This window comes from Streptosporangium album (assembly GCF_014203795.1).
In the GTDB taxonomy this organism is placed as follows: Bacteria; Actinomycetota; Actinomycetes; order Streptosporangiales; family Streptosporangiaceae; genus Streptosporangium; species Streptosporangium album.
In genome coordinates, this window is record NZ_JACHJU010000001.1 from 770,878 (window position 1) to 797,621 (window position 26,744).

Below are 26,744 nucleotides of genomic sequence, written 5' to 3' on the forward strand. Positions count from 1 at the left end.
AGGAGCCACCGCGAGCCGGGAGCGCCCGACCCGCCGCCGGAGACGCCGGTCATGCTCCATGGGCACGATGACGACGCCCTTCCCAGGGGTTACGGTCGAAATGACGACTCGGGAGGACATGATGGCTATCGACACGCGTGAGGCCTACCGACGCGCGCTGGACCATTTCGGCGCCCTCGTGCACCAGATCAAGCCCGAGCACTGGGGCAACCAGACACCTTGCGTGGACTGGGACGTGCGCGCTCTCGTCAACCATGTGGTCGGGGAGAGCCGATGGGCCTCGCAGCTGCTCGCCGGACGGACCGTCGCGGACGTCGGTGACGCCTTCGACGGTGACCTGCTCGGCGACGACCCCGTGAAGGCGTTCGACATCTCGGCGACGGCCGCCGCCCAGGCGGTGGGCGGGGAGCGGTCGCTGACACGCGTCGTCCACCTGTCGTTCGGCGACGTGCCCGGCGAGGAGTACGTCACCGAACTGTTCGCCGACGCCCTCATCCACACCTGGGACCTCGCCCGGGCCATCGGCGCCGACGAGCGGCTCGACCCCGAGCTGGTCGAGGCCTGCGCGATCTGGTCCGCCTACGCCAAGGAGGGAGGCGACCGCCAGGCCGCGGCCGCGGGAGAGCACCGGCAGGCGGCCTCGGACGCCGACCCCCAGGCCAGACTGCTCGCCTCGTGGGGCCGTCGCGGCTAGCGAGCCGTCGGCCTCCTGCCGTGGTTGGCCTTCCGCTTCCTGCGTGCCCGGCTCTTACGCGCCCGTCTGCCCATGCCGACCGCCCTTTCTCCCAGGGTCCCGGCCTTCACATTCCTCCTCGCGCGCCCGCCGTACAAGACCTGATGGACGGCCGTGCGACGGTGGTCACGTCCGCGCCGGCCCTCCGGCCCACCCGTCCCCCGCCGGCCTCGCGGGGCGGCGGGCACTGTCGCCCGGCACGGTTCTAGGGTTCCCGCATGAACGCGAAACTGATGGACCGCTGGCGCACCCTGGCAGGGCCCGGAGCGGAGGATCTCGGCCGGGAACTGATCGCCCGGTACGGCGAGCCGCAGCGCAGGTATCACACCGCAGGCCATCTGGAGGCCGTGCTGGCTCACATCGACACGCTGGCGGCGAACGCGGCGGACCCCGACCTCGTACGGCTCGCGGCCTGGTTCCACGACGCCGTCTACGATCCGCGGCGTGGCGACAACGAGGAGCGCAGCGCCCGACTGGCGGAGCGTGCGCTGCCCGAGATGGGACTGCCCGCCGACGCGGTGGCCACGGTGGCCCGGCTGGTCAGGCTCACCGCCACTCACGATCCCGCCCCCGGGGACGCGGACGGCGCCGTACTGTGCGACGCCGACCTGGCGATCCTGGCCACGCCGCCGGAGATCTACGCGGACTACGCGGCGGCCGTACGGCAGGAGTACTCCTTCGTCCCGGACGACGCGTTCCGGGACGGCCGGACGGCTGTGCTGCGCTCGCTGCTCGACCGGCCGGCGATCTTCCGGATCGCCGATCTGGAGGCGCCTGCCAGGGCGAACATCCACGCCGAGCTTGAACGGCTGCGAAACGGTTATTCACCAGGATCAAACACCGATCACCGGTAAGGACTGTGATAATTTGGTGAAATCTGTTTGATTAGGGAGTGGTCAATGCTCGCCCAGCAGCGGCAGCAGGCGATTCTGGACCGGGTGCGCAGCAGTGGCGGGGTCAGGGTCGCCGACCTCGTACGCGAGTTCGGCGTGTCCGACATGACGATCCGCAGAGACCTCGAAGTGCTGGCCGAGCGCGGACAGGTGGCGAAGGTGCACGGCGGAGCCACCGCTGCCGGACCCGGCTCGACCGAGGAGCCGGGGTTCGCCGTCAAGTCGATGCGCCAGCAACCGGAGAAGGAGGCGATCGCCCGGCACGCCGCCCGGCTCGTCCGGCCCGGCACGGCGATCGCGCTGTCAGCGGGGACGACCACCTGGACGCTCGCCCACTTCCTGGTCGACGTGCCCGATCTGACCGTGATCACCAACTCGATCTGGATCGCCGACGTCTTCCACCGCTCGCCCCGCGCCGACCGCACCGTCGTGCTGACCGGCGGTGTCCGCACGCCCTCCGACGCGCTGGTCGGCCCGGTCGCCGTGGCGGCGATCCGCAGGCTCCACGTGGACACCCTGTTCCTCGGCGTGCACGGGATGAGCGCCCGTGCCGGGTTCACCACCCCCAACCTGCTGGAGGCGGAGACCGACCACGAACTGGTCGCCTCCGCGCACCGCCTGGTGGTGCTCACCGACCACACCAAGTGGGGGACGATCGGGATCAGCACGATCGCCGAGCTGGCCCAGGCCCACGTGGTGATCACCGACTCCGGCCTGCCGGACGAGGCCCGTGACGAGCTCGCCGCCCAGGTGGGAGAGCTGATCATTACCCAGCCGCAGCCGGAGAGCGAGGCCATCACCCGATGAAGCGCACGATCACCCACCTGGCGGACGGCCGGGAGCTGTTCTACTTCGACCGCGACGACGCCGCCGACCGCGGTGCGATCGACGGACGCGACCTGCCGTCCCGTCCTCCGGCCTCCGAGCTGCGCTACGACCCGCTCACCGAGGAGTGGATCGCGGTGGCCGGTCACCGCCAGGGCCGCACCTTCCTCCCGCCGGCGAGCGAGTGCCCACTCTGCCCGTCAACTCCCGGCCACCCGACCGAGATCCCCTCGGGGGCCTACGAGGTGGCGGTCTTCGAGAACCGCTTCCCCTCCTTCTCCTCCCAGACGGGCGACTACAGCCAGGTCGGAGGGTTGAGCGAGGTCCGCCCGGGGGTCGGCCGGTGCGAGGTGGTCTGCTTCACCTCCGACCACGACTCGTCCTTCTCCCGCCTCTCCGCCGACCAGGTCGACCTGGTCATGGAGGCCTGGATCGACCGGACGGCGGAGCTGTCCGCGACCCCCGGCGTGGAGCAGGTGTTCTGCTTCGAGAACCGGGGAGCGGAGATCGGCATCACCCTGACCCACCCCCATGGCCAGATCTACGCCTACCCCTACGTGACTCCGCGCACCCGGCTCTCCCTCGGCGCGGCCGAGCGACACCGGGAGCGGACGGGCGGCAACCTGTTCGCCGACGTACTCGCCGCCGAGCGCGAGGCGGAGGTCCGGGTGGTGGCGTCGAACGAGCACTGGACGGCCTTCGTCCCCGCCGCGGCACGCTGGCCCGTGGAGGTTCACCTCTACCCCCACCGGCAGATCCCGGACCTGTGCGCGCTGGAGGCCGCCGAGCGGGCGGCGTTCGGCCCGCTCTACACGGACGTGCTCCGCCGGCTGGACGGACTGTTCGGTGTGGCCATGCCGTACGTCGCGGCCTGGCAGCAGGCGCCGGCGAATGTCGGCCGCGACCTTTCCTACGCGCATCTGGAGCTGTTCAGCATCCGCCGGGCGCCCGACAAGCTGAAGTATCTCGCCGGATCGGAGGCCGCCATGGGGGCCTTCGTGAACGACGTCCTGCCCGAGGAGACGGCACGGCTCCTCAGGTCCGTTGTCACGGAATGATCACTTATTGATCTCAGATTAGGGTCGCATTACCTAGCGTTTACCACTACTATCCTCACCCATCGGAGCTTGTGTCCGATATGCCTAATTCCGGGCGCGTCGCCCGGGAGCCGGGGAACCACCGCACCTGGGGTGAACCACTTCGGTGGAAGGGCCTCCTCCAGCCCGAACCCGTCAGCTAACCCGGCAGGCGCGAGGAGAGGAGAGTCGTGGCGGCTCCATCCCCCACGTTCCGTCGCCATGCGGCTTTGACCGTTTCCCTGATTCTGGCCCTCACGTTCAACCTGGGCACCGCGACCGCGGGCAACGCGGAGCCCCGGCCGGACGAGTCCAAGCTCCGCGCCGAGCTGGTGACACTGAACAAGAAGGTCGACAAACTCATCGAGGCCTACGCGGCCAAACGTGAATCCCTCAAGAAGGCACAAGAGGCCGAGGTGACGGCCAAGGCGGACCTGCGCAGAGCCGAGGAGTCCTACGCCGAAGCCAGCCGGCAGGTCGAATCCATCGCCCAGCTCCGCTACCAGAGCAACACGGGCGACCTGCCCTCACTGCTGTTCTCCGCCGACCTGGGCGGCTCTGTGATCATGGAACAGCTCACCGCTCAGCAGAGCACCTCCCTGCAGGCCTTCGCCCGGAGCCGGGATCTCAGGCAACAGGCGGCGGACAGGGCGGCCCGGCTCACCAAGGAGATCGCCGAGGAGACCCAGGCGGTGGAGGCCCAGCGCAAGGAGGCCGAGAAGGTGATCGGTGACATCGAGGAGAAGCTCGACACGCTCGTCCCCACGGGCTCCGGCCGCCGCGCCGACGGGAGCTGGGCCCCCCAGCTGCCCACGGGCGCCGACAACATCACCGACCGCACCCGGATCATGCGCGGAGCCGTACAGAAACGCTTCTCCCTCCCCTACGAGGTCGGCTGCTACCGTGCCGAGAACGACGGTGGCGAGCACCCGCTCGGGCGGGCCTGCGACTTCATGATGAGCACCGGCGGGTCGATGCCCTCCGCGGCCCATGTCACCCTCGGCGACGAGATCGCCGCCTGGGCCATCGAGAACAGGGCCACCCTCGGTGTCAAATACGTGATCTGGCGCCAGCGCATCAACTCAGGCTCCGGTTGGAGCTCCATGTCTGACCGCGGCGGTGTCACCGCCAATCACTTCGACCACGTCCACATCTCGATGCTCTGAGCCGGGCGCGTCCGATGAAAAAAGATGTGACAGTGGCCACGCGCGCGGTCATGATGGGGCCTCATGGCTGACAATCGCGTTGATCCCCCCTATGTCGCCGACGAACTCCCCATGTTGCGCTCATGGCTGGACTGGCATCGGGAGACCTTGGCCGTCAAGTGCGCCGGGCTGTCGGAGGAGCAGCTCCGGCTGCGCGCGGCCGGGCCGTCGACGCTCTCCTTGCTGGGACTGGTCCGCCATCTGACCGAGGTGGAACGCCACTGGTTCCGTAACATCCTCAACGGCGAGAACAGCCCGGGGATCTACTGGACCGACCAGGAGCCCGACGGCGACTTCGACCTGGTGGACACCGCCTCCGCCGGGGAGGCGTTCGCCCGCTGGCATACCGAGATCGCCCGCGCCCGCGAACTCTCCGCAGGACTGTCCCTTGAGACCGTGGGCAAGCAGCAGCGCAAGGGAGAGGACGTCTCGCTGCGCTGGATCTTCATCCACATGATCGAGGAGTATGCCCGGCACAACGGCCACGCCGACATCATCCGTGAGCAGATCGACGGCGTCACCGGGGAGTAGTGGATTCTCCGGCTCCCTCAACCGCCCCAGCGATCACCTGATCGAGGTCGGCCAGGTCCGCCGGGTGGGCCACGGCCGCTGCGGCGAAGCGGGTGAGCAGCCGGGCGAAGACCTCACGATCGGTCTCGTCCCAGTCGGCGATCAGGCCGTCCAGGTAGATACGCCGGTGGCGGACGACGACCTCCAGCACCCGGTGCCCCCGGCCGCTCAGCACCAGCCGGGCACGCCGGGCGTCCACTTCCGACTCCTCGCGCTCCACGAACCCCGCGCCGATGGCGTCGTTGACCAGCCTGCTGGCCGTGGACGGATCCACGTCCAGCTGCTCGGCGACGGCGCCGACGGTCACCTCGGACAGGTCGAGACTCAGCTTGTGCACGGCGTGGACGACCATCACGTTCGACAGCTGCACCGGCCTCTGCGGGTCCGTCGACCTGCGTGCGCGCAGTGGCCGCGCCCAGATGCGGCGCAACCGGAACAGCGCCACGTCGATCGCCGCTCCCGGCGTCCCGTCCCTCACGGAGCAACTCTACCGGCGCGGGACCCGCCTGCCCCGCGTCCGACGCGGCCCGGCGGATCAGCCGGTGAGACGGATGGGGTTCACCAGGTCGGCGTAGAGGAGCAGGCCGAACAGGATCATCATCGTGAAGGCCAGCGCGTAGGTCAGCGGGAGCACCTTGGCGATGTCCACGTGCGCCGGCTCCGGCCTGCGGGTGACACGGGCGAAGGCTCGCTTGATCCCCTCCCAGAGCCCACCGGCGACGTGGCCGCCGTCAAGCGGCAGCAGAGGGATCAGGTTGAACATGCCGATGGCCAGGTTGAATCCGGCGAGAAGGCTCAGCAGGGCGACGAACTTGTTCTCGGCAGGAGCGGAGGACGCGGCGATCTCGCCGCCGATCCGGCCCGCTCCGACCACGCCGACCGGACCGTTGGGGTCGCGTTCGTCCCCGGAGAAGGCGGCGTTCCAGACGCCGACCATCTTCTGCGGCAGGTTGACCATCGACTCGGCGACCCTGCCGGTGAGGTCCACCATGTGGCCGACCACGTAGCCGATGTTCTGTCTCTCTATGACCTGCGTGGGTGCGACGCCCAGGAAGCCGACGTTCTTCTCGATCTTCTCCGGGTCGTCGACCACCGGCCGGTCCTGGGAGATCAGGGTGACGTTCAGTGTCTGCGGTTTCCCGTCCCGCACGATGCCGAGGGCGATGGGTCCGGCCCCGTTGGCCCTGATCTTCTTGGTGGCCTCCTCCCAGGAGGAGACCGGCACGCCGTTGAACGCCACGATCGTGTCGCCGGGTTTGACACCCGCCTGTGCCGCCGGCGTCGGCGGGTCGGCCGGGGTGCACACCCGGCCCGGCTTCAGTGACTCGCTGTAGGGGATGACGCATTTGGTCATCCCCGACACGACCGGCTTCAGCACCGGGACACCGAAGCCCATGATGACGATGGCGAAGATGATGAACGCCAGCACGAAGTTCATCGCCGGGCCGCCGCTCATGATGATGACCTTCTGCCACCAGGGCTTGCGGTAGAAGACCCGGCCCTCATCTCCCGGTTGGACCTCTTCCAGCGCGACCTCGCGGGCGTTCTCGATCAAGCCCTGCCATGGTCCGGTGGCGGCCGAGCGCACCTTGTTGGGGTCGTCGGTGGGGCGGGGCGGGAGCATGCCGATCATGCGGATGTAGCCGCCGAACGGGATCCACTTCACGCCGTACTCGGTCTCGCCCCGGCGCCATGACCACATGGTCGGCCCAAAGCCGATCATGTACTGCGTGACCTTGACACCGAACCGCTTTGCGGGCACCAGGTGGCCGATCTCGTGCAGCCCGATCGACACCACCAGCCCCAGAGCGAAGACGATGACCCCGATCAGGAAGAGCCAGCTCACAGGTCCATACCCCCGGTCACGGATTATCGACGACGCCCATACGAGATTAGCCGAAGTATCCGGGACCGGGACCCCCCGTAGGCAAGGGATGTCGATCGAGCCACTTGCGTGAGCTTTACGAAATAGAGACACTTTGCTGACGGTATGCAATCATTCGATCACCCATAGAGAATACGCGTGAGAGGAGAGCCTTGATCGGGATCCTGGTGGCCGAGCACCTTCCGCTGGTACGGCGAGGCCTGGTGGCGTCGCTGGAGTGTGAGGCCGACCTGAAAGTCGTCGCCGACGTGGGCAGCGGAGAGGACATCATCCCCTCCGCCCTGGAGCACGGCCCCGATACGGCGGTCATCAACCTGGATCTCCCCGGTGTCGACGGGTTCACCGCGGCGCTCCAGCTGCACGAGAGCGCCCCCGAATGCCGGGTCCTGCTGCTGTCCCGAGCCCCCAACCCGGGTCAGGTCCGCCGGGCGTTCGCCGTCCACGCGCTCGGATTCATGAGCCTGAACGTGGGGCCCGAGCAGCTGGCCGAAGGCGTCCGCCAGGTGGCGGCCGGCCGGCGGACGGTGGACTCGGAGCTCGCGGTGGCCGCCCTGGAGTCGGCTGAGAACCCGCTGACCCGCCGCGAGCTGGACGTGCTGCGGCTGGCCGCCCAGGGGGCACGCTCCAACGAGATCGCCGACCAGCTGTTCCTGTCGGTGGGAACGGTCCGGAACCACCTGTCGCGGATCATGTGCAAGACACACGCCCGCAACCGCCTCGACGCCGTGCGGATCGCCGGAGACTCCGGCTGGTTGTGACGCCTCGGGCGGGTCCGCGCACTGAGGGCGGCGACCGCGGTCAGGGGCGCCAGATGAGGATCAGAGCGCAGTCGTCGTTGTGCCCCGCCGACATCGAGGTGACCAGCTCGCGGGCACCCTCACGGAATCCGGAGGGCAGCATCCGCTCGGCCTCGCCCAGCAACCGGTCGAGGCCCGCGTCGATGTCGCGGCCGGGCTGCTCGATCAGCCCGTCGGTGTAGAGCATGAGCGCCTCGCCCTTGCGGAGCGTGCCGCGGTCCGGCTCGCAGTGCAGGTCGGGGACGATGCCCAGGACCACGCCCTTGGCCGGAGAGACCCGCCAGGTGCCGGCGCCCGCCTCGAACTTGACCACCGGCGGGTGACCGGCCGAGGTGATCACGTATTCGCCTGTGACGAGGTTGAGCCGCACATGGACGGCCGTGACGAAGCCCTCGGCCTCGCGCAGGCGGTGCAGGTAGGTGTTGCAGGCGGGCAGGAAGTCGGTGACCGAGCCGAGCAGACCGCCGAAGGTGCCCGACAGCATCAGGGCCCTGGTGCCCGCGTCGACGCCCTTTCCGGACACGTCGACCAGGGCGAGCTCCACCGTGTCGCCCTCGCGCATGGAGACCAGGAAGTCACCGCCGAAGGAGGAGCCGCCGGCCTGTTCGAGCACCACCCGCGAGTCCCAGTCCTTGGGCAGCGGGGGCAGCTCGCTCTGGCTCTTGAGCCGGTCACGCAGCTCCAGCAGCATGACGTCGCCGCGCAGTCCCTGCACGCCGAGCTTGCCCCGGGTGCGGGCCATCAGTGCCGCCAGCACGGTGGTGAAGCCGAAGGTGGCCAGCAGTCCCGGGCCGATGTGTCCCACCCCGCGCACGATGCCCACGTAGAGCAGGGCCGCCGCGACCGCGCACAGCAGCTTGGCCAGGCTGCGCAGCCTGAGCTGGAGACCGCCGACGAGGGTGATCGGGATCATGAGCGCCGGTGAGAACCACTCCATGGAGAACCGGGCGGCCAGGACGCCGAGCACCAGACTCAGCACGATCAACGTGATGAGCAGGTTGCGGTCGCGGGCCAGTGGCCCACGGCGCAGGAAGCGCACGATGGGCACCAGGAGGGGGACCCGCACCAGGAACGCGCGGAGCCCCGGAGGGATCAGCGGCACAGGACGGGAACTCATGATGGGTTCGACTGTATCGGGCCGTCCCCCGTTTGGGCAGCCCACTTGACCAATGCCTTGATCATTAAGGGCGGATATTGAATGGCCGGAACGGTTTGCCCCATCTACCGTAGGAAAAATGAGTCTTAGCCTGCGCCCGATGACAGAGAACGAGTGGTCCGACTGGATCGCGGTCGACGAGGAGGCGTTCGGCAACGCCGTACCCCCGCACCGGGCGGAGCTGTTCAAGGGCACGACGGAGTTCGACCGCTCGCTGGGCGCCTTCGAGGACGACCTGCTCGTGGGTGTCACCGCGGTGTGCAGTTTCACCATGACGGTCCCCGGCGGGCCGATCCCGGTCGGCGGCGTCACCGCGGTCGGTGTACTGCCCTCGCACCGCCGCAGGGGGATCCTGTCCGCGCTGATGACCCGCCAGCTCAACGACCTGCACGAGCGGGGCGAGGCGGTCGCCGCGCTCTACGCGTCCGAGGCGGCGATCTACGGGCGCTTCGGGTACGGCCGGGCCGCGGACAACCTCTTCTTCGACATCCCCACGCGCGGCTCGACCTTCGCCCCGAGCGCCCCCGTCGACCCCGCACTGCGGCTGCGCGTCGTCAGGCCCGCCGAGGCCAGGGCCACCTTTGAAAAGATCTTCGAGGCGGCGCTCGACGGCCGCCCGGGCCTCTACGCACGTACGCCCGCGCGGTGGGACGGGGTGCTGTCGGACCACGAGGCCGACCAGGGAAGCGCCGGGCCGCTGCGCGCCGTGGTCGTCGAGGACGACGGGGGCCCCCGCGGCTACGCGCTGTTCCGGATCAAGCCGGGTGTCACCGCCCATGACGTGCCGGACAGCGAACTGCGGCTCAAGGAGCTGTTCGGCCTGGACCCGGCCGCCTACGCGCTGCTCTGGCGGCACCTGCTGGACCGCGACCTGGTCGCGCGTGTCCGGGCCGCGCAGCGCCCGGCCGACGACCCGCTCATCCACCTGCTGGCCGAGCCGCGCCGGCTCAACGCGGGGTGGCTGGACGACCTGTGGGTCCGCATCGTGGACGTCGAGCGGGCGCTGCCCGCGCGCCGTTACTCGGCACCCGTGGACGTGGTGATCGACGTCGAGGACGCGCTCTGCCCGTGGAACGCCGGCCGCCTGCGGTTGACGGCCGACGGCTCCGGCGCCCGGTGCGTGCCCACCGACGAGCCGGCGGACCTGACGCTTCCGGTCTCGGCTCTGGGGGCCGCCTACCTGGGCGGTCGTCCGCTCACCCCGCTGCAGGCCGCGGGTGTGGTGCGCGAGTCGCGGGCCGGGGCCGTACGGGAACTGTCGGTCGCGATGGCGTGGGAGCCCGCCCCCTGGGCCGGTCTGGTCTTCTGACCGGCAGGCGACGACCGTGGCGGCGCGGGACGGGCGGGTTAGGGTGACGACATGGCGCTGCAGAGCTTGCAGATAAGCACGATCACCGCGATGCGGGCCCGGGATGTCTCCCGGCCCACGCAGAGACAGCAGGAGGGCGCCGACCGGCGTCCGCTCCGCGACGAGACGCCGCGCAGGGAGCCTCCTACGCGCGGGGAGCCGCCCCGCCACAGGTCGACGCCTCCGCCAGACGCCTCCTGACGGCGGGGTCTCCATATCGGGGTCGCCGGCGAAACGCCTGCCCGCCCGTTACGGGCGGGCAGGCGGGCTTCCGCGGAGCGGGCGGCGATCGGTCCGGGTCTACGGCAACGACGGGAGCTGGCCGATGGTCTCGTAGGAGGTGAGCTGCGCGATCCGGCGGTTGTGCCGCTCGGCGCCCGAGTAGGCGGTGCTCAGGAAGACCTCGACGAACCGGGTCGCGTCCTCCTGCGTGTGCATCCGCGAGCCGACGCTGACGACGTTGGCGTTGTTGTGCTCGCGGGCGAGCCTGGCGGTCTCCTCGCTCCACGCCAGGGCGGCGCGGATGCCGCGCACCTTGTTGGCCGCGATCTGCTCCCCGTTGCCCGAGCCGCCGATGACGATTCCCAGGCTGCCGGGGTCCTCCGCGACGCCTTCGGCCGCCCGCAGGACGAACGGCGGGTAGTCGTCCTCGGGGTCGTACACGAACGGCCCGCAGTCCGTCACCTCGTGGCCGTGCTCCTTCAACCAGGAGACGACGTGATTCTTGAGCTCATAGCCGGCATGGTCGGCACCGATGTAGACGCGCACCCGCCCAGTTTTGCAGGTGTGTGTGGACGGCTCGACCCCCGCCCCCACTAGAGTAACGACCGGTATGCCATTCCAACCCTTACAAGAGAGAGTCCCCATGCGTGACATCCGAGTGGTCGGGGATCCGGTCCTGCGCACGCCCGCCGAGCCGATCGTCGACTTCGACCGCGACCTGCGCCGCCTGATCGACGAGATGTTCGCCGCCATGTACGCCGCGCAGGGCGTCGGCCTGGCCGGTCCGCAGATCGGCGTGTCGAAACGGATCTTCGTCTACGACTGCAGCCACCGCAAGGGCCATGTGATCAATCCCGTGCTGACGGTCGACGACGAGGAGGAGGTCGTCGACGAGGAGGGCTGCCTGTCGGTGCCCAGCCGCGACACCGGCACACCGATCTACGCCAGGACTCCCCGGGCCGCCGGGGTCACCGTCCGCGGTCTCGACCGCCTGGGCCGGCCGGTCCAGTACAGGGCCCGTGGCCTGCTGGCACGCTGTTTCCAGCACGAGACCGATCACCTTGAAGGGCTGCTCTACGTCGACCGCCTCGCCAAGGACGCCGCACGGAAGGTCCTCCTCCAGGCGCCCTGACCGGCCGGGCTCCGCGCCGTCAGCCGGACGAGTCCGCGCCGGCGCTTCCGCCGCCCCTCCCGCTCCGGCGCAGCAGCGGCCAGGCCGCCAGGCCGAGGCCGGCCACGAGGAGCAGCGCGATCATGACCCACTCGTTCGAGCCGCCGGGACCGTAGACGTGGCCCCGGCGGCCGGTGTCGAAGGCCCTGACCACCTGGCCGGGAACGAACGTCTCCCGGTCGGCGCCGTAGAGCGTGATCTCCGGGCGTAGCCGCCTGCCGCTCCGGAACTCTCCCAGCCAGCTGCACTGCTCGTGGCCGGGATGCTGGACGCACTCGACCCGTTGGGCGGTGAAGGTGCCCCATGTGCCCGCACCGCGGAGGGCTGCCAGAGCCGATCCGAGGTTCGTTGCGGCGAGCAGCACCAGCATCAGCCCGCCCACGATGATCACCAGGTCGAACGCGCCCAGACGCTTGGTGCCCAGTTTCATCCGGCGCCCTTCTGAGAGGCGGAACTTCCCTCAGCACTGGTTTACCCGGAACATTCCGTGGTGGCCATACGTGCGACACCGATCAGCACCGTCGGATAAGCCGGCCAGGGGTGGGGCGGTGGCCTCCGGGGGGTCACAGCTGGATCGACTTGATCTCCAGATACTCCTCAAGCCCGAACTCGCCCAGCTCGCGTCCCAGGCCCGACTGCTTGTAGCCCCCGAAGGGAGCCAGCGGGTTGAACTGGCCGCCGTTGACGGCCACCTGGCCGGTGCGCAGGCGCCGCGCGACGGAGATCGCGCGTTCCTCGCTGCCCGCCCACACCGCGCCGGCCAGTCCGTAGGGAGTGCCGTTGGCGATGGCGACGGCCTCGTCCTCGCCGCGGGTGTAGGGGATGATCGTCAGAACCGGACCGAAGATCTCCTCCTGCTCGATCACCATCCCCGGCTCCACCCCGGCGAACACCGTGGGCTCCACGTAGAAGCCCCGGTCCAGGGGCCGGTCGGTGCCTCCGGCGACCAGCCGGGCCCCTTCCTCCTGGCCCCGGTTGATGTAGCGGACGACCCGGTCGCGCTGCACGGCGGAGACCAGCGGGCCGAGGCGGGTGAGCTCGTCGAAGGGGTCGCCGACGGTGTATTTTCCGGCGGCCTCGACGGCGAGCCCGACGACATCGTCGTACTGGTCCCGATGGACGATCATGCGTGTCCAGGCCGAGCAGGTCTGACCCGAGTTGAGGAAGGCGTTGGCCACGGTCACCTTGGCCGCCGCGGCCAGGTCGGCGTCCGGCAGGACCACGCTGGCCGACTTGCCGCCGAGCTCCAGGGCCACCCGTTTGACGGTCTCGGCTGCGAGCGAGGCGACCCGCCGGCCCGCCCTGGTGGAGCCGGTGAACGACACCATGTCCACGTCGGGATGGGTGACCAGCGCCTCCCCTATCACCGGGCCATAGCCACTCACCATGTTGAACACCCCGGCGGGCAGCCCGACCTCGTCGAAGATCCCGGCAAGGGCGAAGGCCGCCAGCGGCGCCACCTCGCTGGGCTTGAGCACCACCGTGCACCCCGCGGCGAGGGCCGGGCCCACCTTGCACACGATCTGGTGGAGCGGGTAGTTCCACGGCGTGATGGCGGCGATCACACCGACCGGTTCCCGGAAGATGCGGGAGTTGCCGACCCGGCCGCCCTCGAAGTCGTAGGTCTCGGCCAGCTGGCCGTAGAAGGCCAGCACCCCGGCCGGCATCAGCGTCTGCACCTTCATCGCCACGCCGTACGGCGCACCCATGTCCGTGGTGATGATCCTGGCGATCTGCTCGGAGCGTTCTCGTATCAGCTCGGCGGCCGCGGCGAGGATCTTGCCCCGCTCGGCGGAGGGCGTGCCCGACCACGAGGGCAGGGCCGCGCGGGCGGCGGACACGGCGGCCTCGACGTCGGAGGGCGAACCCGCGGGCACCCTGTCGATGGCCTCCTCGGTCGCGGGGTTGACGACGTCGATGCTCTCGCCCGACGCCGACGCCCGCCAGGCTCCGTTCAGATAAAGGTGACGCATAGCTCTCATCCTTGCGTGTGAACTGTCATAAGGCGAGAGCCCGGCAGGTCACGGGATGCCGACTCGGCCGCGTCAAGATCGAAATTCAGCCGGATGTGGCTTTCCCTCGTATCGAGCACGCGGCCGCCCTCCGCGAGGAGGGTACGGCGAAGGATCCCCATAAGTAATAAATTACCGAGATCCTTAAGAACTCGTAATATCCATATAAAAGTGGATGGCTACCCTCCAGTGTCCCCGTCCTACCCGGTTGGACGGGCGAGGAGGACGGGGCGCGCGGGTCAGTCGAAGATCGGCCCCCGGGTGCGGGAGCGCTTGATCTCGAAGAAGCCGTCGGTGCCGGCCACCAGGCGGACGCCGTCCCAGAGCCTGCCCGCCTCTTCGCCCTTGGGCGCCGGCGAGACGACCGGGCCGAAGAACGCCACATCCTCGACCGCGATCACCGGGGTGCCGACCTCCTGGCCGACCCGGTCGATGCCGTCGTTGTGCGAGGCGCGCAGGGCCTCGTCGAACTCCTCGGAGTCCATCGCGTCGGCGAACCCACGGTCGAGCCCGGCCGCCTCCAGCGCCTCCTCGATGGTCTCGCGGAGCGTGTCGAGCTGCTTGAGCCGGCCCTGGTTGTGGAAGCGGGTGCCGAGCTCGGTGTAGAGCCGGCCGACGGTCGCGGAGTCGTACTTCTGCTGCACCGCGGCGACCACACGGACCGGGCCGATGGCCTTGCCGATCATCTCGCGGTAGCTCTCGGGCACGTCCTTGCCCTCGTTGAGCACGTTGAGGCTCATGATGTGCCAGCGCGGCTCGATCGGCCGCACCTTCTCCACTTCCAGCAGCCAGCGGGAGGTCATCCACGCCCACGGGCAGAAGGGGTCGAACCAGAGGTCGACCGGGGTGCGCTCAGTCATCTCTCAGCTTTCTGATCGTGAAGGTTCTTCACGTAGCGACAACCCATGTCGCCAAGTCCCCTATTCCAGGTAGCGATTACTGCGTTGACGGGCCGCTTTATCCTCAGATGAAGCGATCTGCTCGCTCCGAGGCCTTCAGGGCGGCGATCTTCTGTCTCACGTGGCAAGATTCAGGAACCCCTTCGCAACGGAGCGGGGGAAGTTGTGACGAGGGAGCGGTAGTGGCAGGCAATCTGACCCGTGACGAGGCCCGTGCGCGCGCGCGTCTGCTCAGTGTGCAGTCATACGCGGTGGAGCTCGACCTGACCGAGGGTGAGGAGCGTTTCGAAAGCGTCACCACGGTCCGGTTCACCAGTGCTCAGCCGGGTGCGGACACGTTCATCGACCTGGCCGACGCCAAGGTGCGCAAGGCCGTGCTGAACGGCACCGAGCTGGACGTGAGCGCCTACGACCAGGAGACGGGACGGCTACCGCTGCCGGGACTGGCCGAGACCAACGAGCTGCGCGTCGACGCCGACTGCTCCTACACCCGCACCGGCGAGGGCCTGCACCGCTTCGTCGACCCGGTCGACAAGAGCGTCTACCTGCACAGCCAGTTCGAGACGGCCGACGCCCACCGGATGTACGCCTGTTTCGACCAGCCCGATTTGAAGGCGACCTTCGAGCTGACCGTGCTCGCGCCCTCCTACTGGGAGGTCATCTCCAACTCGGCGCCCGACGCCGCCGAGGACCTGGTGGAGCACCACGGCCGTCACGGCGCTCTCCAGGCCGCCAAACGGTGGCATTTCCCCGCCACCCCGGTGATGTCCACCTACATCACCGCCCTGTGCGCCGGGCCGTACCACAAGGTGACCTCCGAGCACGACGGCATCCCGCTGGGCCTTTACTGCCGCGCCTCGCTCGCCGAGCACCTCGACGCCGACAACCTCTTCGAGATCACCCGGCAGGGCTTCGACTTCTTCCACAAGGTCTTCGGCGTCCGCTACCCGTTCGGGAAGTACGACCAGCTCTTCGTACCCGAGTTCAACGCGGGCGCGATGGAGAACGCCGGCTGCGTGACCTTCCTGGAGGACTACGTCTTCCGCTCCCGCGTCACCGACGCGATCATCGAGCGCCGCGCCGAGACGATCCTGCACGAGATGGCGCACATGTGGTTCGGCGACCTGGTCACCATGCGCTGGTGGGACGACCTGTGGCTGAACGAGTCGTTCGCCACCTACGCGTCGGTGCTCTGCCAGGCCGAGGCCACCCGCTGGGGCCAGGGCGCGTGGACGACCTTCGCCAACGTGGAGAAGTCCTGGGCCTACCGCCAGGACCAGCTGCCCTCGACCCACCCGATCGCCGCCGACATCGTCGACATGCACGCGGTCGAGGTCAACTTCGACGGCATCACCTACGCCAAGGGCGCCTCGGTGCTCAAGCAGCTCGTCGCCTACGTGGGACTGGACAACTTCCTGGCCGGTGTCCGCGACTACTTCAACGAGCACGCCTGGGGCAACACCACGCTCGCGGACCTGCTGGCCGCACTGGAGCGCACCTCGGGCCGTGACCTGTCGTCGTGGTCCAAGGAGTGGCTGGAGACCTCCTGGGTCAACACGCTGCGCCCGTCGTTCACCACCGACGCAGAAGGCCGTTTCCTCGAGTTCGAGGTGCTGCAGGAGGCCCCGGCCGACTATCCGACGCTGCGTTCGCACCGCGTCGCCATCGGCCTGTACTCCCTGCAGGGGGAAGCGCTGGTCCGCACCAGGCGGGTCGAGCTCGACGTGGTCGGCGCCCGTACGGCGGTGACCGAGCTGGTCGGCGAGGTCCAGCCCGACCTGATTCTGATCAACGACGACGACCTCACCTATGCCAAGATCCGGCTCGACGAGCGCTCGCTGCGGACGCTGGTGGACGGCGGCATCGCCCGTTTCACCGAGTCGCTGCCGCGCGCCCTGTGCTGGTCGGCCGCCTGGGACATGACCCGTGACGCAGAGATGTCCACCCGTGACTACGTCGCGCTCGCCATCTCCGGCATCGCGTCGGTCAAGGACATCACCGTCGCGCAGACGGTGCTCCGCCAGGCCCGCCTGGCCGTCCAGCAGTATGCCGACCCGGCCTGGCGCGCCCAGGGGCTGACCCTGCTGACCTCCTCCCTGCGCTCCCTGGTCGCCGGGGCCGAGCCCGGCTCCGACCACCAGCTCGCCTATGTCAACGCCCTGTCCGCCGCGGCGACCTCCCCCGAGGACCTGGCGTTCCTGGCGGGCCTGCTGGACGGCTCGACCGTGCTCGACGGCCTGACCGTGGACACCGACCTGCGCTGGACCCTCATCCAGGCCCTGGTCTCCGGCGGCGTGCTCGGTGAGGGCGACATCGCCGAGGAGCTCCTGCGCGACGCCACGGCCACCGGTGAGCGCTCCGCCGCGCTGTCGCGCGCGGCGATCCCGACGGCCGAGGGCAAGGCGAAGGCCTGGGCCGCGATGACCGAGGGCAAGCTGAGCGGCGCCCTGCTCCGATCGACCATCGTCGGGTTCATGGACCCGCGCCACCCGGATCTGCTGGAGCCGTACGCCACGAAGTACTTCGAGGAGATCGGCCGGATCTGGAAGACCTGGACCTTCGACAGCGCCCAGAACTTCGCCACCGGCTGCTACCCGGCCCTGTCCATCTCCCCGGAGACCGTCGCCAGGACCCAGGACTTCATCTCCGCCCAGGAGCCCCCGCACGCCCTCAGGCGCCTCCTGCTGGAGGGCGCCGACGGCATCGGCCGCGCCCTGCGCGCGCAGGCCAAGGACACCTCCGCGGCCTGACCCCTCTCCACCCCGAGCGCCCCTCGCCGTCACGGCGGGGGGCGCTCGTGCGCTCCCGGCGACGTCGGACGGCCGGCCGTCGCCAGGTCGTGCCCCGGCGCCAGCGAGACGAGCGCGCCGACGTGCCGGGCGATCCCGCCCTCAACCTGGTCGGCGTCTACCGGAGTTCCGCGACCACGGTACGGCAGGCCGGAGGCGTTCCGGCGAGGTGGCGGCAGCACGCCGAGCGGGTCCGCGCTTGCCTGGACGCCTACCGGCCCTGACCGCGCCACCCGGGCCGGCGGCCGGGCCGCAGCGTCACGATCGATGCGGTGATCACCGCCACCTGATGATAAGAACATGCTTTACCTGGGAGAACACATCGAGTCCGTACTATGCGCTGATAACGCCATTTGTCGTTCTGACGCCATGAGAAGGTGATCAAGTGGAATCCGCACATGATCTACTCGTCTCCCTGGCGCGCAGATATGCCTTCGGCGACCTCGGGGCGCTCGCCTCGGGCATCGTCGGAGACGCCGACGAGATCGAGGCGGTGTGCGAGTTCGGGCAGCGACTGCTCTCGCTCGACGCCGAGGACTTCGCCGCCGAGGCGCGGGCCGTACCCAACGATCTGAGGCGCCGGGCACGGGCGTGCACCATGCCGCAGACCCCGCGGGAGCAGCCGCGCGGCGCGCTGGAGTCACTGCGACCCGCCTACGGGCTGCTGCTGGAGACGATCGCGGTCCGCTGGCACCGGCGCGAGCTGAGCTCCATGGTGGCCGCCGTCCACATCGCCAGCGAGTATCTGCCGCTGCTCGCCTTCGAGTCGGTGCTCGGCAACGCGGGCGATCCGGTGCGCTGGCCTCCCGGTCTCAGCGCCCCGGGCAGCAGGTTCGGCGTGATCGGCGACCGCGCGTGCGACCACACGAAGCCGGAGCAGTCGGCCGCCAGCAGGACCCTGCGGGTGGCCGGGGAGCCCGCCGAGGGCTGGCGAGCCTACCTGGACCGCCAGCACAGCCAGGTCTCGGGCGCGCTCGCCACCTGTGTGGCCACCTGCCGCAACCCCTGCACCGCGATGGACTGGGTGGAGCCCGGCCGCCGAGAGGACCTCTCCGCACGCGCCCGGGTGGCGCTGACCTTCGCCGACACCCCCCTGGTACGGCTGCGCCACGCGGCCCCGGTGGGCCACGGGTTCGGCGTGCCCTCCCCCGAGGAGGTCCTCGACGCCTGGCAGCGCAGCCAGACGATCCTGAGCAAGACCGAGGTGGGCGCCGAGGCGGCCATAGACGACGGCTTCCCCCTGCCGGGCCTGCCCCGCCTGTTCGCCGCCATCGCCGCCGCGCCCGTGCTCCCCTCGACACTGCTGGAGGACATCACCGTGCATCTGGTGAAGCTCCTGCGCTCCCGGGAAGCGGGTGACCCGCCTCCGAGACCCGCCCGGACGGCCGGGCAAGAGCGGTGAGGCGGAGGGCCGGGCGCCGTTTTGCATTGACCGGTGTAAAATCTGTAGCGTTCCCTCATGGCTAGACCGAGGACATTCGACGAGGAACGGGTCCTGGACACGGCGATGCGCGTCTTCTGGGCCAACGGCTACGAGGCCACCACGACCCGGGATCTGTGCGAGGCCGTCGGCCTGGACCGCAGCAGCGTCTACAACGCCTTCACCAGTAAGCACGAGCTGTTCAAACGTGCGCTGATCCGTTACATCGACACCATGACCACCGCCCAGCGGGAGATCCTGGAGGACCAGGGCCGGCCGGCCGTCGAGCGGATCCGCGCACTGTTCGCCAAGATCGTCAATGATGAGTCCGAGAATCGGCGGAACGGCCGCGGCTTCGGCTGCCTGACCGTCAACACCACGGTGGAGCTCGCCGGGCGCGACGCGGAGATCGCCCGGCTGCTGGATCGCGACACGACCAGGCGACTGGAATCCTTCCGGACCGCCATCGAGGCAGGGCAACGCGACGGCGACATCGCCTCCACGCGGGACCCGGACGCACTCGCCCGGTTCGCCAACGCCGTGATCGCCGGAATCCGGGTGGCCGCCCAGGGCGGCGCGGACCGCGCCGCCCTGGAATCCATCGCGGGAACGGCGTTGGACACCCTGACCCACTGACCCGCCGGCCGGCCCACCCACCCACCGCAGGCCACCTGCGACGCATCCGCACGCCCGAATTTTGCATCGATCGATGCAAAACAGTAGCCGCCGAACACAGGAGCACCCGTCATGCCCCGTGCTGTCTACATGCTGGCGGTTCAGCTGTCGCGTCCGCAGGTCCGCGGCCGGGCCATCGCGGTGGTCATGAACGGGTTGATGGCAGGCACCCTGCTGGGCCTGCCGCTGTCCACGCTGATCGGAGAACATCTGGGCTGGCGGGCCGCCTTCTGGGCCGTCAGCGCCCTCACCGTCCTCGCCGCGCTCGCCACGATGATCGGCGTGCCCCGGCTGGAGCGCGCCGAAGGCCACGGCGGCGGTTTCCGGCAGGAGGCCGCCGGCTTCGCCCTGCTCGCCCACCTCAGTGGCCCGTCGGTGGTGTTCATGCTGGGCATCGGCCTGGTCGGCGTCACCATGAACCCGGCGATGGTCACCCGCGTCCAGCGCACCGGCAACACCGGGCCACCGGTCAACACCGTCCACTCCTCCTTCATCACCCTGGGTGTCATCATCGGCTCCTCGGCCGGGGGGATGGCCATCGACGGCTTCGGCCTGCGGGCCCCGCTCTGGCTCGGCGCCGCCCTGGCCACGCTCGGGCTCCTCACGCTTCTCCCCGAGCTCGTCCGCCGATCCGCGCCGGTGCCGTCATCGGACGGGCCCCTCACGGACATGGGATCCGTCACGGACGGGAAGAAGCAGGCGGCCTAGGAGGACCCGCCGCAGACGCCGGACGGAGCGCAGTGCCCCGCTGCGGGCACCGGCTGGACGGCGGGGGCCATCGGCCTGCCGAAGAAGTCCCACGACGTGATGGCCTGACCGATGACCAGCGAGAGAGCGCAGCAGATGACGGAGGCCGCCAGCAGGATCCTCCCTCTCCGGATGTAACGCTTCTTGGCGTCGGCGAGAGCACTGAGGGCCCTGATCCGCAGCAGGAGCTGATCGGCCCGGACACGGGTGTCTCGTCTGGCCGTGCGCGCCCTCAGCTCCGCGAGGGCGCTACGGGCGAAGGCACCGGCCCGGGAGTCTTCAGGCTCGGTGTCATCGGCCCTCGGGCTCTCGGCGTGCGTGCGTGCGGCGTAGGAACGGCGGCGCTCCACCGTCCGTCCGGCAAGCCGCGCGCTGCGGGGGTAGAGGGCTCCGACCAGCATCAGGATTCCCGTCACGCAGAAGAAGACACCTGTCCACCAGAGCCACTCCACCTCGCCGGGTAACCTGTCCGGCCTCCAGCCGTTCCCCAGGAACACACCGGCGACGGCCGCCGCCAGCAGCACGGCGGCCTTCCGGTCGGCCATGCCGATGTCGACGCGCACGTCGGCGAGCACCCCCGTGATGTAGGAAAGGGTCTCGTCCCGATCCTCCCCCACCGCGCCTCCCCCGGAGATCCGACCCGCCAGCGTGTCACGTACGGTTTTCAGCACTACCCGATTATGCGAGAAACCGACCTCCTCCCGGCTCTGAAAAGACCGGGAACTCCCCCGCCACCGGCGTACCGCCCCGCGGGACGCGCAGCTTTCCGTGACGGGTCACCTGGAGCGGGAAGCCAGGTCCGCGAGCAGTCCCACGCCGGTGACGAGGCCGCCCGCCAGATCTCCCCCGCCGAGGGCGTGCGCCATCCTCATGGCGGTCAGATGGCACTCCACGTCCGGGAGCCTCCACCTTGCCTGGGGGCCTGTGACGATCTCCAGGGCCCTTCCCGCGGGATCGACGAAGACGAGCACGGCCCGTGCGGCCTCCTCACCCAGCGCGGCGTGCAGCCGTTCGGAGAAATGGCGGTGCGGGCCGACGGCCGGCCCGAGATAGGCGGCGAAGCGCAGGCCGCTGCGGTGCTCGGCGGCGCGGAGCGCCTCACGGACGTTTTCGGCCTGGGACGGGCTCAGGACCCGCATCGCCCTCACCATCCCGCCGACGCCCCGCCGACGTGCCGGCCCGGCTCGGAGAGCTCCGCCAGCGAGACCCAGTCCACCTGCGACGCCCGAGCCCGGAAGTCGTCCCCGTCCGCCGGCAGCGGAGCGCAGGTGCCCTCGCCCCGCTCGCTGTGGAACGGGCCGCCGAACCAGACCGCACAGGCCGAGGTGGTCCGGGCCGCGTTCCGGCGCACCTTGCCGGGAAGGGTCACCAGCAGAGTGATGATCAAGAACAGACTTGCGGAGACCCCGATGAGAAATCCGAGGACCTGGATCGCGTCCACACCATCAACGGTAGACCTGTGGTGAAAACTCGTCGAGGGCGCTCCCCGACAGCCGGTGGACATCCGCCGGCTCCGATCACGGGGAGGAGATCACGCCCCGCGCAGTAGGAGCAGATGGCCGGGTTCTCTAGAGAGGAAATGTGTAGATACCCGGATCAGAACGGCGCTATGCAAGTGACGGTGGTCACAAAAGTATGAGATACCTAATACTAGGCACCCCCGGGGACGTCAGCTACCGTGAGTGACGTGGATTCCGGTCAGGTACCAGAAGACGGTAACACTACGTCACCTATTTGGGTCAATGACCGACCGGCCGAGGACAGGCCGACGTCTCGACCCACCGCACCCGCGTCTGCTTACGCACCCGTTGAGCGCGCTTCCCTGCGCAGTCTGCTCGACCATCCCAAGTACCTCCACCTGCGGCGTCGCGTCCTGATCGCGGTCGGGGTGGGAGTGGTCGCGGGCATCCTGCTGTCGAGTTGGCGGCTGGGGGTCACCGCCGCCGTCCTGGCCGCGATCGTCGACACGGTGCTGCGTGCCCGCACCGCCTCGACCGTGCCGGCCTGGCGGCGCGCCTCGGTCGCGGAGCGACGGACGGAGGCCCAGCTCAAGAGGCTGGAGCGAGGTGGCTACCGCACCCTGCACGCCCGCGCGATCCCCAACAGCGAGGCCCAGATCGACCACCTGGTCGTGGGCCCCACCGGCGTGTACGCCGTGGACTCGGAGAAATGGGACAAGCGACTGCCTGTCCGGGTCCAGTCGCACCGCAAGCTGTTCCACGGGCCGTTCAACCAGAAGCCCCGTCTCGACGAGGCACGCTGGGAGGCGTCCCAGGCGGCCGAGCTGATCGGTGCGGCACTCGGCCACGAGGTGGCGATCGTCCCGTCCCTGGCGATCTACGGGCCGGCGATCCCCTGGAAGATCCTCAACGTCCGCGAGGTCGACGTCTTCGACGGCAGCCGTGTCCGTAAATGGATCACCAAGCGCGAACGGTCACTCACCGACGCCGAGATCCAGAGGATCTACGAGGCGGCCGAGCAGGTCCTGCCCGCCCGCTACCCCGAGTCCTGACGCCGGCGTCGTCTCCGTATCCGACGGGAGCCACCCGCGGGATGCCCCGGACATCTCGCGCCGATGGCTCCCGTCCCGCTTTCACACCCCGGACATCTCGTGTCGTGGACAGGGCGTCTCACGCACCGGGCGGTGGCCGTACCATTTGAGGACACGGTTTCAATGATGGGAGAAGCCTCATGCCCGCCCTCAGGTCGCGTACGGTCACCCACGGCAGAAACATGGCCGGAGCCAGAGCCCTGCTCCGGGCGACGGGCGTAGCCGGCGGCGACTTCGGCAAACCCATCATCGCGGTGGCCAACAGCTTCACCCAGTTCGTCCCCGGGCACGTCCATCTCCGCGAGGTCGGCGACGTGGTCGCCGGGGCGATCCGCGAGGCCGGCGCGATCCCGCGCGAGTTCAACACGATCGCGGTCGACGACGGCATCGCGATGGGCCACGGCGGCATGCTCTACTCGCTGCCCAGCCGCGAACTGATCGCCGACGCGGTCGAATACATGGTGAACGCGCACTGCGCCGACGCTCTCATCTGCGTCTCCAACTGCGACAAGATCACCCCGGGCATGTTGCTGGCCGCCTTGCGGCTCAACATCCCCACGGTCTTCGTCTCCGGCGGCCCGATGGAGGCCGGCAAGACGCCCAACGGCAAGCTCGACCTGGTCGACCCGATGATCGCCGCCGCCGACGACGGCGTCTCCGACGCCGAGCTGCTGGAGATGGAGGAGAACGCCTGCCCGACCTGCGGTTCGTGCAGCGGGATGTTCACCGCCAACTCGATGAACTGTCTCGCCGAGGCCATCGGCCTGGCGCTGCCGGGCAACGGCACGATCCTGGCCACGCACAAGGCGCGCAAGAAGCTGTTCCAGGACGCCGGGCGCCGGCTGGTGGAGATCACCCGCCGCTACTACGAGCAGGACGACGAGACGGTCCTGCCGCGGAGCATCGCCACCAAGGACGCCTTCGAGAACGCCATGGCCCTGGATGTGGCGATGGGCGGCTCGACCAACACGATCCTGCACATCCTCGCCGCGGCCCGCGAGGCCGAGGTGGACTTCGGGCTCAAGGAGATCAACGAGATCTCGCTGCGGGTGCCGTGCCTGTGCAAGGTCGCCCCGGCCACCGCGAAGTACCACGTGGAGGACGTCCACCGCGCCGGAGGCATCCCCGCCCTCCTCGGCGAACTCGACCGGGGCGGTCTGATCCACCGCGACGCCTTCACCGTCAACGGCGGCACGATGGGCGACTACCTCGCCGACTGGGACCCGCAGTCGGCCACCGCGCTGCCCGAGGCACTGGACCTGTGGCACGCCGCCCCCGGCAACGTCCGCACCGTCAAGCCCTACTCGCAGGAGGCCCGCTGGGAGTCGCTCGACCTCGACCGGTCCGAGGGCTGTGTGCGCGACGTCGAGCACGCCTACACCCGCGACGGCGGACTGGCCGTCCTCTATGGCAACATCGCCACGGAGGGCTGCATCGTCAAGACCGCCGGTGTCGACGAGTCGATCTGGAGGTTCTCCGGGCCCGCCGTGGTCTTCGAGTCCCAGGACGACGCGGTCGAGGGCATCCTGAACAACAAGGTCACGGCCGGTGACGTCGTGGTGATCCGCTACGAGGGGCCGAAGGGCGGGCCGGGCATGCAGGAGATGCTCTACCCGACCTCCTTCCTGAAGGGCAAGGGTCTGGGCAAGGCCTGCGCGCTGGTCACCGACGGGCGCTTCTCCGGCGGCACGAGCGGGCTGTCCATCGGCCACGCCTCCCCCGAGGCCGCAGAGGGCGGCACCATCGCGCTGGTCGAGAACGGCGACATCATCGAGATCGACATCCCGGGCCGTTCGATCGAGCTGAAGGTCTCCGAGGAGGAGCTGGCCACCCGCCGCGAGCGGCTCGTGGCCGACCTGGGCGGCTACCGGCCGCGTGACCGCCACCGCCCGGTGAGCGCCGCGCTGCAGGCCTATGCCGCACTGACCACCTCGGCCTCCACAGGCGCCTCCCGGGACCTGTCCCAGCTCTCCCGCTGACGGCGCGATCCTGTCGGGTACGTCATGCCGTACCCGACAGGATTTTCGAAAAATGTCAGTGCCGAGCCGTACCATCAGAGTATGGCTACCGTCACGAAGCCCCACGCCAGCCCGCTGACAACCGCCGAGATCGCCGCCCTCGCCCTGTCCCTAGCACACCTGGGTTCGGGCCCGCAGGCCACCGCCGCCCGCAGCGGCCTGCGCCACGCGTTCGAGCACCTGGAGCTCGACGACGTCGTCGCCTCCACCCTGTCAACCCTCACCGACCCGATGCCGGGCCCGGTCGCCGACCGAGCCCGGACCATCGCCGGCGCGATCACCTCACGTCTCGTGATCCGCCTGCACTACCGTGACGTGTCCGGCCGGATCACCGTCCGCGACGTCGACCCGGTGACGTGCATGGTCCATCGCGACTACTGGTATCTCGTGGGGATGTGCCGCATGCGCGGCGCCATCCGGGCCTTCCGGTTCGACCGGATCGTCGCCACCGAACCCACCTTCCTGCCCGCCCAGCCGCATCTGGCCGACCACTTCCTGCCCTTCCAGGGCAAGCGCGCCGTCCAGAGCAGGCAGGCGGCCTAACCGCAGCAGCCTCCGCCACAACATCCGCCGCCACCGGCCGGTCGGGGAGCCGGGGCGCCGGACCCGCCGGTGACGGCGACCGTGGACAGCAGCTTGACGGTGTCGTCATGGCCCTGCGGGCAGAGCGCCGGGTCGCCGGATCTGGCCATCGGGCGGGAGAGCTCGAAGGTGGACCCGCAGGCGCGGCAGCGGAAGTCATAGCGAGGCATGGCACACAGGTTACCCAGGTCACCGGAGGTCCGCAGAGAGCCTCGGCATTCAGGACCCTGTCGGCCGCTCCGTCTGGCCGTCACCGCTCGGATCGGCCGGCAGGGTCTCTCCGGCGGGAAAGACGTCGATCAGGTGAAGCTGATCGCGGCGTAGTCGGCCACCGGCCGGTAGCCGATCGCCTGGTAGATCGAGTTGGAGATGGGGTTGGACAGGTCGGTGAAGAGCAGGACCTCCGTGACACCTCCTGCCAGCGCCTTGGCGGTCACGGCGTGGGCGACCGCCGCGCCGTAGCCCTTCCTGCGGAACTCCGGAGGCGTGTAGACCGGGCCGACCCGGGACATGCCCGCGATGGGCGAGGAGACCCCGGCGAACGCGACAGGTCGCCCGTCCACCTCCCACAGGAGGAGCTCCTCACGGCTGATCCTGCTGGCCACCAGTGCCCTCAGCTCGGCGGGCACGACCCCGCCGGCCTCGGACTGGAAGTCGTTGGACCATCTGACCACCTGGTCGAGGTCGTCCGTGACGGCCGTCCGCGCGGCTCCTTCGGGAAAGGGCCGGGGCGGGACGAGCGCGTCGAGCCGGTAGAGGCGCTCGGAGCGGCGCTCCGCCTCGGGCCGCCACCAGGCGCCCGCGAACGCCTCTACCTGCGCGAGTGGCCCGGAGACACCGGGGACCACCCGTTCGGACTCGATCAGCCGGGTGGCGAGTTCGCGGACGGTCTCTGTGGGGATGTCGGCGAGCAGCAGGGGGTGGGGCGGGGTCTGACTCGCCGCGGCGACGGTCTCACCGTCCCGCTCCAGCCAGGCCAGCAGCACGTCGTCACCCCACAGACCGGCCCGGATACCGCGCAGGAGCGTGAGCGGCACGGTGTTGCGGACCGGATCTTTCAGCAACCACGGCTCCGCCGCCCCGGCATACACCTCGACATTGGAGGTGAACATCCATCCCATATGTCGATTGTGCCGAACGGGACGGGCCGGGGCGAACGGTTGTCACACT

30 protein-coding genes and 1 riboswitch are annotated in these 26,744 nt (G+C 69.6%); of the genes, 17 read left to right on the forward strand and 13 right to left on the reverse strand.

All coding sequences use genetic code 11. The annotated features are described in order from the left end of the window. Positions 1 to 100: 100 nt before the first annotated feature. On the forward strand, positions 101 to 694 hold the full coding sequence (locus tag FHR32_RS03550; protein WP_246465942.1) for a TIGR03086 family metal-binding protein: 594 nt from the start codon (positions 101 to 103) through the stop codon (positions 692 to 694). On the opposite strand, the gene FHR32_RS47770 is transcribed toward FHR32_RS03550, so the two are convergent. After that, positions 691 to 1,071 carry a 50S ribosomal protein bL37 gene (locus tag FHR32_RS47770; protein WP_486389396.1) on the reverse strand — a complete coding sequence of 127 codons (381 nt, stop codon included), beginning with the start codon at positions 1,069 to 1,071 and terminating at the stop codon, positions 691 to 693. The two genes, FHR32_RS03550 and FHR32_RS47770, sit on opposite strands and share 4 nt — an antisense overlap. Here FHR32_RS47770 and FHR32_RS03555 point away from each other — a divergent pair. From FHR32_RS03555 to FHR32_RS03575, 5 genes are all read left to right on the forward strand, one after another. After that, entirely contained in the window at positions 952 to 1,587 is a 636-nt protein-coding gene (locus tag FHR32_RS03555; RefSeq protein WP_221465241.1) for an HD domain-containing protein, read from the forward strand. The two genes, FHR32_RS47770 and FHR32_RS03555, sit on opposite strands and share 120 nt — an antisense overlap. Before the next feature lie 45 nt (positions 1,588 to 1,632). Continuing rightward, positions 1,633 to 2,433, forward strand: a complete 801-nt coding sequence (locus tag FHR32_RS03560; RefSeq protein WP_184752931.1) for a DeoR/GlpR family DNA-binding transcription regulator — start codon at positions 1,633 to 1,635, stop codon at positions 2,431 to 2,433. After that, complete coding sequence (gene galT, locus FHR32_RS03565; protein ID WP_184752933.1) at positions 2,430 to 3,509, forward strand: galactose-1-phosphate uridylyltransferase; 1,080 nt, start codon at positions 2,430 to 2,432, stop codon at positions 3,507 to 3,509. Before FHR32_RS03560 ends, galT begins: the two co-directional genes overlap by 4 nt. 71 nt (positions 3,510 to 3,580) lie before the next feature. Continuing rightward, positions 3,581 to 3,716, forward strand: a riboswitch (cyclic di-AMP (ydaO/yuaA leader). A 41-nt stretch (positions 3,717 to 3,757) separates the two neighbouring features. Next, positions 3,758 to 4,693 carry a coiled-coil domain-containing protein gene (locus FHR32_RS03570; protein WP_221465242.1) on the forward strand — a complete coding sequence of 312 codons (936 nt, stop codon included), beginning with the start codon at positions 3,758 to 3,760 and terminating at the stop codon, positions 4,691 to 4,693. A 63-nt stretch (positions 4,694 to 4,756) separates the two neighbouring features. Then, positions 4,757 to 5,263 (forward strand): DinB family protein, encoded by a 507-nt coding sequence (locus FHR32_RS03575; protein ID WP_184752937.1) that lies wholly within the window; start codon positions 4,757 to 4,759, stop codon positions 5,261 to 5,263. On the opposite strand, the gene FHR32_RS03580 is transcribed toward FHR32_RS03575, so the two are convergent. Together FHR32_RS03580 and FHR32_RS03585 are read right to left on the reverse strand one after the other, a co-directional pair. Then, complete coding sequence (locus tag FHR32_RS03580) at positions 5,250 to 5,780, reverse strand: MarR family winged helix-turn-helix transcriptional regulator (protein ID WP_184752939.1); 531 nt, start codon at positions 5,778 to 5,780, stop codon at positions 5,250 to 5,252. The genes FHR32_RS03575 and FHR32_RS03580 overlap by 14 nt on opposite strands. Before the next feature lie 57 nt (positions 5,781 to 5,837). After that, complete coding sequence (locus tag FHR32_RS03585) at positions 5,838 to 7,148, reverse strand: M50 family metallopeptidase (protein WP_184752941.1); 1,311 nt, start codon at positions 7,146 to 7,148, stop codon at positions 5,838 to 5,840. A 191-nt stretch (positions 7,149 to 7,339) separates the two neighbouring features. Between FHR32_RS03585 and FHR32_RS03590 the strand changes: the two genes are divergently transcribed. Beyond that, complete coding sequence (locus FHR32_RS03590; protein WP_184752943.1) at positions 7,340 to 7,945, forward strand: response regulator transcription factor; 606 nt, start codon at positions 7,340 to 7,342, stop codon at positions 7,943 to 7,945. A gap of 40 nt (positions 7,946 to 7,985) precedes the next feature. On the opposite strand, the gene FHR32_RS03595 is transcribed toward FHR32_RS03590, so the two are convergent. After that, a complete protein-coding gene (locus FHR32_RS03595) occupies positions 7,986 to 9,101 on the reverse strand; it encodes a PP2C family protein-serine/threonine phosphatase (RefSeq protein WP_184752945.1) in 1,116 nt (371 codons plus the stop codon). 118 nt (positions 9,102 to 9,219) lie between these two features. Between FHR32_RS03595 and FHR32_RS03600 the strand changes: the two genes are divergently transcribed. Continuing rightward, positions 9,220 to 10,449 (forward strand): GNAT family N-acetyltransferase, encoded by a 1,230-nt coding sequence (locus FHR32_RS03600; RefSeq protein ID WP_184752947.1) that lies wholly within the window; start codon positions 9,220 to 9,222, stop codon positions 10,447 to 10,449. Between the two features lie 339 nt (positions 10,450 to 10,788). On the opposite strand, the gene FHR32_RS03605 is transcribed toward FHR32_RS03600, so the two are convergent. After that, positions 10,789 to 11,256 (reverse strand): ribose-5-phosphate isomerase, encoded by a 468-nt coding sequence (locus FHR32_RS03605; protein WP_184752949.1) that lies wholly within the window; start codon positions 11,254 to 11,256, stop codon positions 10,789 to 10,791. Between the two features lie 97 nt (positions 11,257 to 11,353). Between FHR32_RS03605 and def the strand changes: the two genes are divergently transcribed. Next, positions 11,354 to 11,842 (forward strand): peptide deformylase, encoded by a 489-nt coding sequence (def, locus tag FHR32_RS03610; RefSeq protein ID WP_184752951.1) that lies wholly within the window; start codon positions 11,354 to 11,356, stop codon positions 11,840 to 11,842. A gap of 19 nt (positions 11,843 to 11,861) precedes the next feature. Here def and FHR32_RS03615 read toward each other — a convergent pair whose 3' ends face one another. The 3 genes from FHR32_RS03615 to FHR32_RS03625 all read right to left on the reverse strand — a co-directional run bounded on the left by FHR32_RS03615 (position 11,862) and on the right by FHR32_RS03625 (position 14,753). Next, positions 11,862 to 12,311: a hypothetical protein gene (locus tag FHR32_RS03615; RefSeq protein WP_184752953.1), complete on the reverse strand. Its 450-nt coding sequence runs from the start codon at positions 12,309 to 12,311 to the stop codon at positions 11,862 to 11,864. Positions 12,312 to 12,444: 133 nt separating this feature from the next. Further along, positions 12,445 to 13,854 carry an aldehyde dehydrogenase family protein gene (locus FHR32_RS03620; protein ID WP_184752955.1) on the reverse strand — a complete coding sequence of 470 codons (1,410 nt, stop codon included), beginning with the start codon at positions 13,852 to 13,854 and terminating at the stop codon, positions 12,445 to 12,447. Positions 13,855 to 14,132: 278 nt separating this feature from the next. Then, positions 14,133 to 14,753, reverse strand: a complete 621-nt coding sequence (locus tag FHR32_RS03625) for a mycothiol-dependent nitroreductase Rv2466c family protein (protein ID WP_184752957.1) — start codon at positions 14,751 to 14,753, stop codon at positions 14,133 to 14,135. 221 nt (positions 14,754 to 14,974) lie between these two features. On the opposite strand from FHR32_RS03625, the gene pepN reads away from it, so the two are divergent. The 5 genes from pepN (at position 14,975) to FHR32_RS03650 (ending at position 20,384) form a co-directional block, all read left to right on the forward strand. After that, positions 14,975 to 17,542, forward strand: a complete 2,568-nt coding sequence (gene pepN / locus FHR32_RS03630; RefSeq protein WP_184752959.1) for an aminopeptidase N — start codon at positions 14,975 to 14,977, stop codon at positions 17,540 to 17,542. Positions 17,543 to 17,589: 47 nt separating this feature from the next. Continuing rightward, positions 17,590 to 17,805, forward strand: a complete 216-nt coding sequence (locus tag FHR32_RS03635; protein WP_184752961.1) for a hypothetical protein — start codon at positions 17,590 to 17,592, stop codon at positions 17,803 to 17,805. Between the two features lie 161 nt (positions 17,806 to 17,966). Continuing rightward, positions 17,967 to 18,983 carry a hypothetical protein gene (locus tag FHR32_RS03640; RefSeq protein WP_184752963.1) on the forward strand — a complete coding sequence of 339 codons (1,017 nt, stop codon included), beginning with the start codon at positions 17,967 to 17,969 and terminating at the stop codon, positions 18,981 to 18,983. A gap of 57 nt (positions 18,984 to 19,040) precedes the next feature. Next, entirely contained in the window at positions 19,041 to 19,637 is a 597-nt protein-coding gene (locus FHR32_RS03645) for a TetR/AcrR family transcriptional regulator (RefSeq protein WP_184752965.1), read from the forward strand. Between the two features lie 111 nt (positions 19,638 to 19,748). After that, positions 19,749 to 20,384, forward strand: coding sequence for an MFS transporter (locus tag FHR32_RS03650; protein WP_246465946.1), 636 nt, complete (start codon positions 19,749 to 19,751; stop codon positions 20,382 to 20,384). On the opposite strand, the gene FHR32_RS03655 is transcribed toward FHR32_RS03650, so the two are convergent. The 3 genes from FHR32_RS03655 to FHR32_RS03665 form a co-directional block, all read right to left on the reverse strand. Further along, a complete protein-coding gene (locus FHR32_RS03655; RefSeq protein WP_184752967.1) occupies positions 20,381 to 21,094 on the reverse strand; it encodes a Pycsar system effector family protein in 714 nt (237 codons plus the stop codon). The genes FHR32_RS03650 and FHR32_RS03655 overlap by 4 nt on opposite strands. Before the next feature lie 105 nt (positions 21,095 to 21,199). Then, positions 21,200 to 21,562, reverse strand: coding sequence for a TPM domain-containing protein (locus tag FHR32_RS03660; RefSeq protein ID WP_184752969.1), 363 nt, complete (start codon positions 21,560 to 21,562; stop codon positions 21,200 to 21,202). 5 nt (positions 21,563 to 21,567) lie between these two features. After that, entirely contained in the window at positions 21,568 to 21,864 is a 297-nt protein-coding gene (locus FHR32_RS03665; RefSeq protein WP_184752971.1) for a hypothetical protein, read from the reverse strand. 447 nt (positions 21,865 to 22,311) lie between these two features. On the opposite strand from FHR32_RS03665, the gene FHR32_RS03670 reads away from it, so the two are divergent. The 3 genes from FHR32_RS03670 to FHR32_RS03680 all read left to right on the forward strand — a co-directional run bounded on the left by FHR32_RS03670 (position 22,312) and on the right by FHR32_RS03680 (position 25,535). Next, positions 22,312 to 22,935 carry a nuclease-related domain-containing protein gene (locus tag FHR32_RS03670; RefSeq protein ID WP_312881960.1) on the forward strand — a complete coding sequence of 208 codons (624 nt, stop codon included), beginning with the start codon at positions 22,312 to 22,314 and terminating at the stop codon, positions 22,933 to 22,935. Between the two features lie 179 nt (positions 22,936 to 23,114). Next, a complete protein-coding gene (gene ilvD / locus FHR32_RS03675; protein ID WP_184752975.1) occupies positions 23,115 to 24,953 on the forward strand; it encodes a dihydroxy-acid dehydratase in 1,839 nt (612 codons plus the stop codon). Between the two features lie 81 nt (positions 24,954 to 25,034). Then, the gene (locus FHR32_RS03680) at positions 25,035 to 25,535 is read left to right on the forward strand and encodes a helix-turn-helix transcriptional regulator (RefSeq protein WP_184752977.1); all 501 of its coding nucleotides are present in this window, start codon (positions 25,035 to 25,037) and stop codon (positions 25,533 to 25,535) included. Here the strand turns inward: FHR32_RS03680 and FHR32_RS03685 are convergent. Together FHR32_RS03685 and FHR32_RS03690 are read right to left on the reverse strand one after the other, a co-directional pair. Further along, positions 25,532 to 25,744, reverse strand: coding sequence for an FmdB family zinc ribbon protein (locus FHR32_RS03685; RefSeq protein ID WP_184752979.1), 213 nt, complete (start codon positions 25,742 to 25,744; stop codon positions 25,532 to 25,534). The two genes, FHR32_RS03680 and FHR32_RS03685, sit on opposite strands and share 4 nt — an antisense overlap. Positions 25,745 to 25,873: 129 nt before the next feature. Further along, the gene (locus FHR32_RS03690; RefSeq protein WP_184752981.1) at positions 25,874 to 26,695 is read right to left on the reverse strand and encodes a GNAT family N-acetyltransferase; all 822 of its coding nucleotides are present in this window, start codon (positions 26,693 to 26,695) and stop codon (positions 25,874 to 25,876) included. Positions 26,696 to 26,744 lie beyond the last annotated feature (49 nt).

Bases quoted from the DNA above. Each gene is read 5' to 3' on its own strand.
- FHR32_RS03645 (WP_184752965.1), top strand. From the start codon at position 19,041: ATGGCTAGACCGAGGACATTCGACGAGGAACGGGTCCTGGACACGGCG.
- FHR32_RS03560 (WP_184752931.1), top strand. From the start codon at position 1,633: ATGCTCGCCCAGCAGCGGCAGCAGGCGATTCTGGACCGGGTGCGCAGC.
- FHR32_RS03625 (WP_184752957.1), bottom strand. From the start codon at position 14,753: ATGACTGAGCGCACCCCGGTCGACCTCTGGTTCGACCCCTTCTGCCCG.
- FHR32_RS03575 (WP_184752937.1), top strand. From the start codon at position 4,757: ATGGCTGACAATCGCGTTGATCCCCCCTATGTCGCCGACGAACTCCCC.
- def (WP_184752951.1), top strand. From the start codon at position 11,354: ATGCGTGACATCCGAGTGGTCGGGGATCCGGTCCTGCGCACGCCCGCC.
- FHR32_RS03550 (WP_246465942.1), top strand. From the start codon at position 101: ATGACGACTCGGGAGGACATGATGGCTATCGACACGCGTGAGGCCTAC.
- FHR32_RS03685 (WP_184752979.1), bottom strand. From the start codon at position 25,744: ATGCCTCGCTATGACTTCCGCTGCCGCGCCTGCGGGTCCACCTTCGAG.
- FHR32_RS03615 (WP_184752953.1), bottom strand. From the start codon at position 12,311: ATGAAACTGGGCACCAAGCGTCTGGGCGCGTTCGACCTGGTGATCATC.
- FHR32_RS03680 (WP_184752977.1), top strand. From the start codon at position 25,035: ATGGCTACCGTCACGAAGCCCCACGCCAGCCCGCTGACAACCGCCGAG.
- FHR32_RS03660 (WP_184752969.1), bottom strand. From the start codon at position 21,562: ATGCGGGTCCTGAGCCCGTCCCAGGCCGAAAACGTCCGTGAGGCGCTC.
- FHR32_RS03595 (WP_184752945.1), bottom strand. From the start codon at position 9,101: ATGAGTTCCCGTCCTGTGCCGCTGATCCCTCCGGGGCTCCGCGCGTTC.
- FHR32_RS03650 (WP_246465946.1), top strand. From the start codon at position 19,749: ATGCCCCGTGCTGTCTACATGCTGGCGGTTCAGCTGTCGCGTCCGCAG.
- FHR32_RS03600 (WP_184752947.1), top strand. From the start codon at position 9,220: ATGAGTCTTAGCCTGCGCCCGATGACAGAGAACGAGTGGTCCGACTGG.
- FHR32_RS03690 (WP_184752981.1), bottom strand. From the start codon at position 26,695: ATGGGATGGATGTTCACCTCCAATGTCGAGGTGTATGCCGGGGCGGCG.
- galT (WP_184752933.1), top strand. From the start codon at position 2,430: ATGAAGCGCACGATCACCCACCTGGCGGACGGCCGGGAGCTGTTCTAC.
- FHR32_RS47770 (WP_486389396.1), bottom strand. From the start codon at position 1,071: ATGGCCTGCGGTGTGATACCTGCGCTGCGGCTCGCCGTACCGGGCGAT.
- ilvD (WP_184752975.1), top strand. From the start codon at position 23,115: ATGCCCGCCCTCAGGTCGCGTACGGTCACCCACGGCAGAAACATGGCC.
- FHR32_RS03620 (WP_184752955.1), bottom strand. From the start codon at position 13,854: ATGCGTCACCTTTATCTGAACGGAGCCTGGCGGGCGTCGGCGTCGGGC.
- FHR32_RS03555 (WP_221465241.1), top strand. From the start codon at position 952: ATGAACGCGAAACTGATGGACCGCTGGCGCACCCTGGCAGGGCCCGGA.